Below are 9,258 nucleotides of genomic sequence, written 5' to 3' on the forward strand. Positions count from 1 at the left end.
GGCCTTTCGTACCCCATCTTCTTCATGCCGAAAAAATGTTTCAGGCCGGGTGAGGGAGGCGCCGTCCTCTACGTCGAAGGGAGTACTTCTCCATGCCTATCGAGGAGGGGGATCTTCATCCGACCTATTAGGAGGGAATGATGTACGACGGCTGGTGGAAGCGGGTGGGGTTCACACGGTTCTTACGATCACCGATTGGAGCCCCTGTTCTCACGGTTGCGGCACAGGGGTTGTGCCTGTTCCTCCTGATCGGTGGGGCTTTCGAGCACGCTCTTGCCCAAGGCTCTCCATCTGCACAGTCGGGTGAGAAAAGAGACTATGATATCCCGCCGCAGCCGCTCGGCCCAGCGATGAACGAGTTTGCGAAGACCAGCGGGCTCCAGGTCAGTTTCCCTTCCGAGGTGGCTGCAGATCGGCACTCGCCCGGCGTCACCGGGCGCTACAGTCCCGACGAGGCCTTGCAGGCGCTTCTTGCGGGAACGGGCATGACGTATCGGTACGTCAGTGCCGATACGGTCACGCTTCAAAAGGCGTCTGAAGCGGAACCGCTCAGGATGGCTGCCAGTGAGCAATCCACCGGTCAGCCACAAGGCCCTCCCGAGCCGGATGAAACGTCGGCGTCGCAGGCCATCAAAATCCCCCAAATTCTGGTGAGAGAATCGCCGGTTGAGCGCGACTATTTCCAACCTGAAGAATTTATCGCAACAAGGATCCCTCTCGATCGAAAAGACGTTCCTGTCGTGAGCAACGTTGTGCCCCGGCAGGTCATCGAGGACCAAAAAGCAATTCGTTTGGATCAGGCGCTCCAGAACGTCAGCGGTGTCTTTTCGACGAACTTTGGATCCTTTTTCGATCCGATCCCGATCTGCCGGGGATTCGAATGCGGCTTCTTCAAGAACGTCCTTAGGCAAGACAAGTTCCGTCAGGCACGGCTGATCGAGATGGCCAATATTCAGCGGCTCGAAGTCCTCAAGGGACCTCCATCCGTGCTGTACGGCCGAAGCGAGCCGGGCGGTATCGTGAACGTCATGACCAAGCAGCCGCTGTCCAGCCATTACTACGCCGCCGATATGATCATCGGCAGCTACAACCTGTATCGACCCACGGTCGATTTCTCGGGGCCGCTCAACAGCAGCAAGACCTTGCTCTATCGCTTCAATGGTGCCTATGAAAGCGCGGAAAGTTTTCGGGACTTCGTCTTCGGCAATCGCTATTTTGCGGCTCCGGTATTCACGTGGAAAATCGGCAGTCGGACGGTCTTGACGTTCGAAGGAGAGTATCTGCGCGATCGCCGCTTCCTGGACCGCGGCCTTGTGGCGGTTGGCGATCGTCCTGCTGCGATTCCACTCAGCCGGCAACTTGGTGAACAGTTCAACGAGGTGAAGACACAGGATGGACGAGCCGGCTTTTTCTTGAATCATCAGTTCAACGACACCTGGTCGCTGCTCAGTGTATTTCGCGCTGATTTCAACGGGCAGGATTCGTTTGATGTGGGGCTGGGAAGTGTGGAAGCCGACGGCCGTACATTGAATCGATTCTTGTTGAGAACCGGCACCAGATTTTCCAGTTACTATTGGCGCAATGACCTTGTTGGCAAGATCTCGACCGGCTCGATTAATCATACGTTGTTAACCGGCTTCGAGCTCGGTCGGGAATCCTTCTCCAGCCAAGAGGGGTTTGTAGGCGCAACCTCGATCGACATCTTCAATCCAGTCTATGGCACGCAGGCCAAGATCGATGTCCCGCCGGCGTTCCTCTTTGACACCCTGCTCCAATCGGCCGGTTTCTATGTCCAGGACCACGTCGAGCTGCTGGAAAACCTCAAGCTCCTCGGCGGTGTCCGGTACGATATCTTTCGACAGCGGCAAAATACGGTAGGGTTCGGTGGTGCGCCGGTGCAAACGCAGGAGGACATGGCTTTCAGTCCCCGTGTTGGTCTCGTCTATCAGCCGATTCGGCCGGTCTCCTTGTATGCCAACTACACGCGATCCTTTGTGCCACAGCTTGGGGTCACGGCGGACGGCTCGGCGTTCAAGCCAAGCCGCGGCACTCAGTATGAAGTCGGTGTCAAGACCGATCTGATCCCGAACAGGCTATTTGCCAGCCTGGCCTTCTATCGGATTCTCCGAGACAATCTCACGACGCCAGATCCCGCCACGTTTGGGATCTTTTCGATTCAAACCGGGGAGCAGAAGAGCCGAGGCATCGAGCTGGACATTTCCGGCCAGATCACACCCGGGTGGAACATCATCGCTACCTATGCCTATACCGACGCGGAGGTGGAAACCGACAACACGTTTGCGCCCGGCAACCGGCTCCCAAACGTCGCGCGGCATGCAGGCAGTCTTTGGACCACGTACCAGATTCTAGAGGGGGCGTTGAAGGGCTGGGGCGTGGGGGCGGGGATCTTTGCGGCCGGAGAGCGAGTAGGCGATCTGGCAAATACCCTCGAGTTGCCCGGTTATGTGAGAGCCGATGCCGCTCTTTATTACCGGAAGCAGAATATCTTCAACCGGACCAACCTGTACGCCGCGCTGAACGTGAGAAATCTCTTCGACAAGGAATACTTCGCCGCCACCGACGGCTTCCGTGGCTCGATCCTTCCGGGCGCGCCGTTGACGTTCCTGGCGTCTCTCAAGCTGGAGTACTACTAACCGTCTTTCGACAGAGGAGCTCTCCTCGACTGCGCCAGTGGGTCCGCCCGCTGGCGCAGTCGTATTTGCTGAGAAGGTTCCCTTGGCGTCGATCGCACCTCGTAAGCTCCTGCTCGTGCTGCACCGGTGGCTGGGGCTGCTCGTCTCGGCGGTGGTCATCGTCATCGGTCTGACGGGGGCCGCCCTGGTTTTTGAGACGGAGATCGATGAAGCGCTCCACCCGGAGCTGTGGCGTGTCGTTCCGGGCGGCGTGCCGCTGTCCCTGGATGCCCTCCTCGACGCGGTTCATGCGGCCTATCCATCGGAGCGTCTGGAGTGGATCGAACTGCATGCTGCCCCGGATCATTCCGTTATTCTGCATACGGTCGGCGGCCGGCAGATCTTCGTGGATCCCTATTCGGCGGCCGTCTTGGGCGAACGGAAGTACGAGAACACGTTTTTCGGGACGATGTTCTCGCTGCACCGGACTCTCTTGGCGGGTGAAGCCGGCCGAATCGTCGTCGGTGTCGCGACCCTGGGGGCGCTCTTCCTGCTCGTCACGGGGATCTTTCTGTGGTGGCCGCGCACCCCGGCGCGCTCCAAACCCAGTCTCAATGTCAGGTGGAAAGAGGGAACGAGGCGCCTGATCTATGACCTGCACAATGTCCTGGGCTTCTATGCCTCCTGGTACCTGATCGTGATCGCGCTGACCGGTCTCGTCTGGTCGTTTCCTGTGGTGAACGAGGCGATCTTTTGGCTGACCCAGTCCCCTCCGCCTCCCTGGAAGTCGGAAGGCTGCTCGCAGGCGGTTCCCGGCGCCCGACCGCTCTCCGTCGACGAGGCCCTCCGCAGGGCAGACGCAGTCTTGCCGGGCGCGCAGGTGACCGAGTTGATGTTCCCGCAAAAGCCAGATGACCCCTACGCAATCACGAAGCGGTTTCCCAGGCGGGGGAATCCGAATGCTCAAAGCCATCTCTGCGTAGATCGGTACAGCGGGGAAATCCTGCAAGTGGCCAGATATGAAGATCTGCCGCTGGGGGCCACGATTCGGTTGCTGGTGTACCCGATCCACGTCGGTGCGATCTACGGCCTGCCGACTCAGGTCCTCGCCTTCATTGTCAGTCTTGTGATACCTATCTCTGCTGCCACGGGATTTCTTCTGTGGTGGCGGAAACGGAAGCCATCACCGGGTCTCGGCCGCTAGTGTTCGATGACTCTCTAGCCCTCGGAAGGCATCGAGCGAGTTACGGTCTTCTCATCGACACCGCCGACGCCCCGCCGCCGGGGCGGAACCGAGCAGGACGGGAACGGTGGGAATCAGGAGAGGCGACTTGAACCGAAGGGCCTGGCTCTTCACAGGTCTCGTGCTTTGTACCCTGCTGGGTGGGGGGCTGCTCCTCTCTCTGCGTTCGACCGAAAAACTCGGGGGATCGTCGGCCGCCACCGAGACGCCCGAGGCCGACCTCATCCGTGTCGACGTCGCCGAAGTCGTCCCCGGAAGTGTGACCGAGGCCGTGAAGGCGGTCGGCACGCTTCAGGCGAAGGAGGCGGTCACGATCCGGCCGGAGATCGCAGGCCGGGTGACGCAGGTCCTCTTTGAATCAGGCCGGCGGGTCAGCAAAGGCGCCGTGCTCTTCATGCTCGATGATGCGGAGCTGCGGGCACAGGCGGCCCAAACCGAGGCCCGACTGGAGGAGGCTCGAATCGGGTATGAGCGCATGAGGCAACTGGGTCAGGAAGGAAACCAGTTCGTATCCCAGGAGCAGATCGATCAGGCGGCGAGCAAGCTCAAGAGCGCGAAGGCGGAACACGCGCTGAACACCACCCGGTTGGAGAAGACGAAGATCCTTGCTCCCTTTTCCGGGCACCTCGGCATCCGACGCGTCTCACCGGGCGAATACGTCGAGCCGGGACAGGATCTCGTAACGCTGGAGGACCTGGACACGTTACACATCGACTTCAAGGTCCCGCAGACGTTCTTGAGCCGGCTCTCCGTCGGCCAGGAGGTGCGTCTCTTCACCGATGCCTACGCCGATGAAGAGTTCAGCGGAACGATTTCCGCACTCTCACCCCGCATCGATGAAGCCAACCGCGCCGTCCCCGTTCAGGCCCGTGTTCGGAATCCCTCCGGCAAGCTCCGTCCTGGGCTCTTTGCCAATGTCACGGTTCTGCTGGACCGCAACGACCACGCCTTGTTGATCCCGGAAGAATCGGTGATCCCGCAAGGCGCGCGGACCTACGTCTACCGGGTGGTGAACCAGACCGCCCGGTTGACCGAGGTCGAGCTCGGGGCCCGCGAGCGGGGCTTGGTGCAGGTCCTCGACGGGTTGCAGGCGGGAGACGTCGTGGTGCGAACCGGACAGCACAAGCTCCAGGAGGGGATGCGGGTGAGAATCGTGAATCGTTAATCGTTGTTCGTTCTTCGTCAGAGATGAACATGCTCGTTGCTTCCGACGATTAACGAGTAACGAATCACAAGTAACGATTCTCTTTGCCTCCGACGTTTCACGAATAACGAACAACGAATAACGATTCACGTCTCCCATGAGGCTCTCCGAAATTTCCATCCGCCGTCCTGTTCTCGCGACCGTCATGACGCTGGGGCTGGTCCTTTTCGGGCTCCTCGCCTTCACCCGCCTGTCGGTTCGCGAATATCCCGACATCGAGCGTCCCGTCGTCTCCATCCGGACCGTCTACCCGGGCGCGAGCGCTCGGTTGGTCGAGACCGAGGTCACGACGATCCTGGAGGACTCCGTCAGCGGAATCGCGGGACTGAGGGCGATCACGTCCATCAGCCGGGAGGAAGTGTCGCAGATCACCTTGGAGTTCGAGCTGGGGCACGATCTCGACGCCGCCACGAACGACGTCCGCGACCGCACCGCGCTCGTGCGGCGCCAGCTTCCGTTCGAGATCGAAGAGCCGATGGTGGCGAAATCGGACGCCGGTGACGACGAAGTCCTCTGGCTGGCCTTGTTCAGCGACCGGCATACGGAGTTGGAGCTGACCGACTTCGCGGATCGCCAGATTCGAACCCGCCTGGCGGTGCTCCCGGGCATCTCACACATCTATGTCGACGGTCAGCGGCGCTATGCGATGCGGATTTGGCTGGACCCGGACCTGCTCGCCTCGCGCCGGCTGACCGTGCAAGACGTCGAGGACGCGCTCCGCGCGCAGAACGTGGCGATCCCGTCGGGCCGGATCGAGAGCGAGCGGCGGGAGTTCACGGTGAGCACCGAGGGGGGGCTGGAGACGCCCGAGCAGTTCAACCAACTCATCGTGGCATACCGGGACGGCTATCCGGTTCGTCTCAATCAAGTCGGGGGAGCGGCGCTCGGAGCCGAAGACGACCGCAAGCTGGTTCGTGTCAATGGAAAGCCGGCATTGGGCCTCGGCGTCATGAAGCAATCCCGGGCCAATGCGCTGGCCGTGGCGCGAGCGGCCAAGCAGGAGATCTCCCGGATTCAGCCCTCCTTGCCGCCCGGCATGACGCTGGACGTCGCCTTCGACAGCTCCCTCTCCATCGAGCGATCCATTCGCGAGGTGTATGTCGCCATGGCGATCGCCCTGGGCCTCGTCGTCCTCGTCATCTTTCTCTTCCTTGGTGGCGCGCGGACCACGGTCATTCCCGCGGTGGCCATCCCCGCATCGATCGTGAGCACGTTCACGTTGCTGTATCTCTGGGGATTTTCGATCAACCTCCTGACGTTGCTGGGGCTCGTGCTGGCCATCGGCCTCGTCGTCGATGACGCCATCGTCGTGCTCGAGAACATTCACCGGCGCATCGAGGGCGGGCAGCCGCCGGAGCAAGCGGCGCTGGTGGGCAGCCGGGAGATCGGATTTGCCGTCATCGCGACGACTCTCGCGCTCGTGGCGGTCTTCATTCCCATCGCGTTTCTCACCGGGACCGTCGGCCGGCTGTTTGGGGAGCTGGCGCTCGCCGTCGCCGGCTCGGTCCTGATCTCGGGGTTCGTCGCCTTGACGCTCACGCCGATGATGTGCGCCCGGATGCTTCGGCGCACCCGTCCCGGTCTGCTCTCAGCCAAGCTCGAGTCGGGCTTCGCCCGGCTTGCCGCCGGGTATCGGCGCGTGCTGCACCAATCGTTTCGTGCCCGTTCCCTCGTTCTGTTCGTCGGAGGGGCGTCACTGGTCGTCAGCGTGTGGTTGGGGACGCGTCTTCCATCCGAGCTCGTGCCGGTCGAAGATTTGGGATGGTTCATCGGGATGATGACCGCGCCGGAAGGGTCCACCATCCGCTACACGGACGAATATGCCCGGCAGCTCGAGGCGCTCTACGCCCGGATACCGGAGATCCGATCGATCTACACCGTCGTCGGTCGCGGGGATCGCCCGACCGTCGTGAACCTTGCGGCGAGCTGGGCCTCCCTGGTCGATTGGGACGAACGGAGTCGGACCACCCAGGAGATCGTCGCACGCCTGACGCGCGACATGGAGGAGATGACCGGCGTGCAGGCCTTCCCCAATATGCCCTCGCCGTTCAGTGCGTCGAGCAGTAAGACCTCGCTCCAGTTGGTCATCGGCGGGAACTCGTATGAAGAGCTGGAACGGCAGGTCGGGCTGATCATCGGGAAGGCGAAGGGCCTCGAGAGCCTGACCAACTTGGATACCGATCTGGACCTGAACAAGCCCGAGCTGGAAGTGAAGGTGCAACGAAACAAGGCCGCGGACCTGGGCGTGTCCCTGGCCGGCCTGGGACGAACGCTCGAAACCCTGCTCGGAGGGCGTCCCGTCACGCGATTCATCCGGGACGGCCGGGCGTATCCCGTCATCGTAAAGGTACGGGACCGCGACCGCGTCAAACCGTCCGATATCCAGGCGCTGTACGTCCGCGGCCGCGACGGCCAGCCGGTTCCGCTCAGCAACCTGGTGACCATCCGCGAGACCGTGGCACCCAAGTCGTTGAACCACTACGATAAGATGCGCGCGGTCACGATCAGCGCCAGCGTGGCGCCGGGGTATACGCTGGGCCAGGCGCTGGAAGGGCTCGAGGCGACGGCACGAGAGATCGTGCCGCCTGGCACCCGCATCAGCTATGCGGGCGAAACGAAGGAGTTCAAAGAAGCGACCGGCGGCCTCGTGTTCGTGTTCGTGCTTGCGCTCGTGGTGATCTACCTCGTGCTCGCCGCGCAGTTCGAGAGCTTCGTGCACCCCTTGACGATCCTGCTGTCCGTCCCGCCGGCCGTCACGGGGGCCCTGCTCGCGCTGAAGCTGCTCGGCGGCACGCTGAACATCTATACCCAGATCGGGCTGGTAATGCTGATCGGGCTGGTCGCCAAGAACGCGATCTTGATCGTCGAGTTCGCCAACCAGCTTCGTCAACGCGGAAGCGATCCGACGACCGCGATCCTCGATGCCGCCACACTGCGGTTACGGCCGGTCCTCATGACCAGCCTCGCCACGGTCCTGGGGGCCGTGCCGCTCGCGTTGGCGACCGGCGCGGGCGCCGTCAGCCGCCAGCAGCTCGGCATCGTCGTCATCGGCGGCCTGCTCTTCTCGACGCTGCTCACCCTGTTCCTCGTCCCGGCCGTGTACCTCCTGCTGTCCCGAGAGCGAGTGACACATCAGGCTGCCCGTGTGGCTGATGACGAGCGGAACCTGCCGGAACCGGTGAGCCCGGTGATGGAAAGCTGAACGTGCCCTCTAGGCGGTATCCGGTCTGAAGGGATGAACCGTCGAAGGTGGAGTCTGGCCGAGCGCCCGCCAGGCGTCGGCTCGGGCTTGGAGCGCGCAGCGCCGGAGCCGGCGGGTATCCCTCGTCACGCACCTCACCAAGCCATTCTGGCTTGCCGGGGCAATGACGACGATCTTCACCGATTCTCCGTCCGCACCCGTGTAGTGACGCCTGCCGAGCGCCGCCATGGTGTCGTTGAAGCGCGTGTTCTCGTCGAACAGCGCGCGCTTGAGCGCCGAGTTGTAGTGGCTGGTGGCCCACCATGCGAGCGCGCGGAACGGTCGGCCGATCGGCTTGCTTCGAAACGACAGGGGCTTCGTCAGTACGGCGACGATGTAGCGGCATCCGCACTCCACGAGTCGTTCGAGCGGGAGGCGGTCACTGATGCTGCCGTCGAGGTACAACCGGTCGCCGACCTTTACGAACTTGTTGTAGAGGATGGGCATCGCCGCCGTCGCGCGAAAGGCTTCCCACAGATCAACGTCGCGGGATCGGTTCGTGACGTAATGGCTGGACGCGTCCTCGGCGTCGGCCAACGCGATGTGCAGCACCGTGGAGGCCTGGACCAAAGCCGGCAGATCGAAGGGCCGCACGTGGCGCACGACGTAGTCGATCAGGTAGTCGATGTCCAACTGCCGTCTCACCCGCAACAGATCGATGAACTTCCGGTTGCTCAAATGCTCGATGTAGGTCTCGACGCCATAGCGGGCTTGCCCGGTGATGAAATGCGCGCCATTGAGCGCGCCGGCCGAAGAGCCCGCCACGTGGTCGAAGCAACGGGTGAGCCCCATTTCCTCCAAGGCGGCGAGGGCGGCCAGGGAGTACACACCCCGCATCCCGCCGCCCTGCACCAGGAGGCCGATGGGAGGCACGTCGGTCTTGCCGTCGGCCTTGCGCCGGAGCGCCTCCCCGATTTCACGTGACACCTCCGCCTGA

General features: G+C 62.3%; 5 protein-coding genes. 4 read left to right on the forward strand and 1 reads right to left on the reverse strand.

Features of this window, described 5'->3' with window-relative positions; genetic code table 11:
• Positions 1-137 precede the first annotated feature (137 nt).
• The 4 genes from ACWHYV_RS09620 to ACWHYV_RS09635 all read left to right on the forward strand — a co-directional run bounded on the left by ACWHYV_RS09620 (position 138) and on the right by ACWHYV_RS09635 (position 8,282).
• On the forward strand, positions 138-2,654 hold the full coding sequence (locus ACWHYV_RS09620; protein WP_447980419.1) for a TonB-dependent siderophore receptor: 2,517 nt from the start codon (positions 138-140) through the stop codon (positions 2,652-2,654).
• 82 nt (positions 2,655-2,736) lie between these two features.
• Complete coding sequence (locus tag ACWHYV_RS09625; RefSeq protein ID WP_447980420.1) at positions 2,737-3,837, forward strand: PepSY-associated TM helix domain-containing protein; 1,101 nt, start codon at positions 2,737-2,739, stop codon at positions 3,835-3,837.
• A gap of 127 nt (positions 3,838-3,964) precedes the next feature.
• A complete protein-coding gene (locus ACWHYV_RS09630) occupies positions 3,965-5,041 on the forward strand; it encodes an efflux RND transporter periplasmic adaptor subunit (protein WP_447980421.1) in 1,077 nt (358 codons plus the stop codon).
• Positions 5,042-5,177: 136 nt separating this feature from the next.
• The gene (locus ACWHYV_RS09635; RefSeq protein WP_447980422.1) at positions 5,178-8,282 is read left to right on the forward strand and encodes an efflux RND transporter permease subunit; all 3,105 of its coding nucleotides are present in this window, start codon (positions 5,178-5,180) and stop codon (positions 8,280-8,282) included.
• Between the two features lie 9 nt (positions 8,283-8,291).
• On the opposite strand, the gene ACWHYV_RS09640 is transcribed toward ACWHYV_RS09635, so the two are convergent.
• On the reverse strand, positions 8,292-9,248 hold the full coding sequence (locus tag ACWHYV_RS09640) for a patatin-like phospholipase family protein (protein ID WP_447980423.1): 957 nt from the start codon (positions 9,246-9,248) through the stop codon (positions 8,292-8,294).
• Positions 9,249-9,258 lie beyond the last annotated feature (10 nt).

It is taken from the genome of Candidatus Nitrospira bockiana (assembly GCF_965152565.1).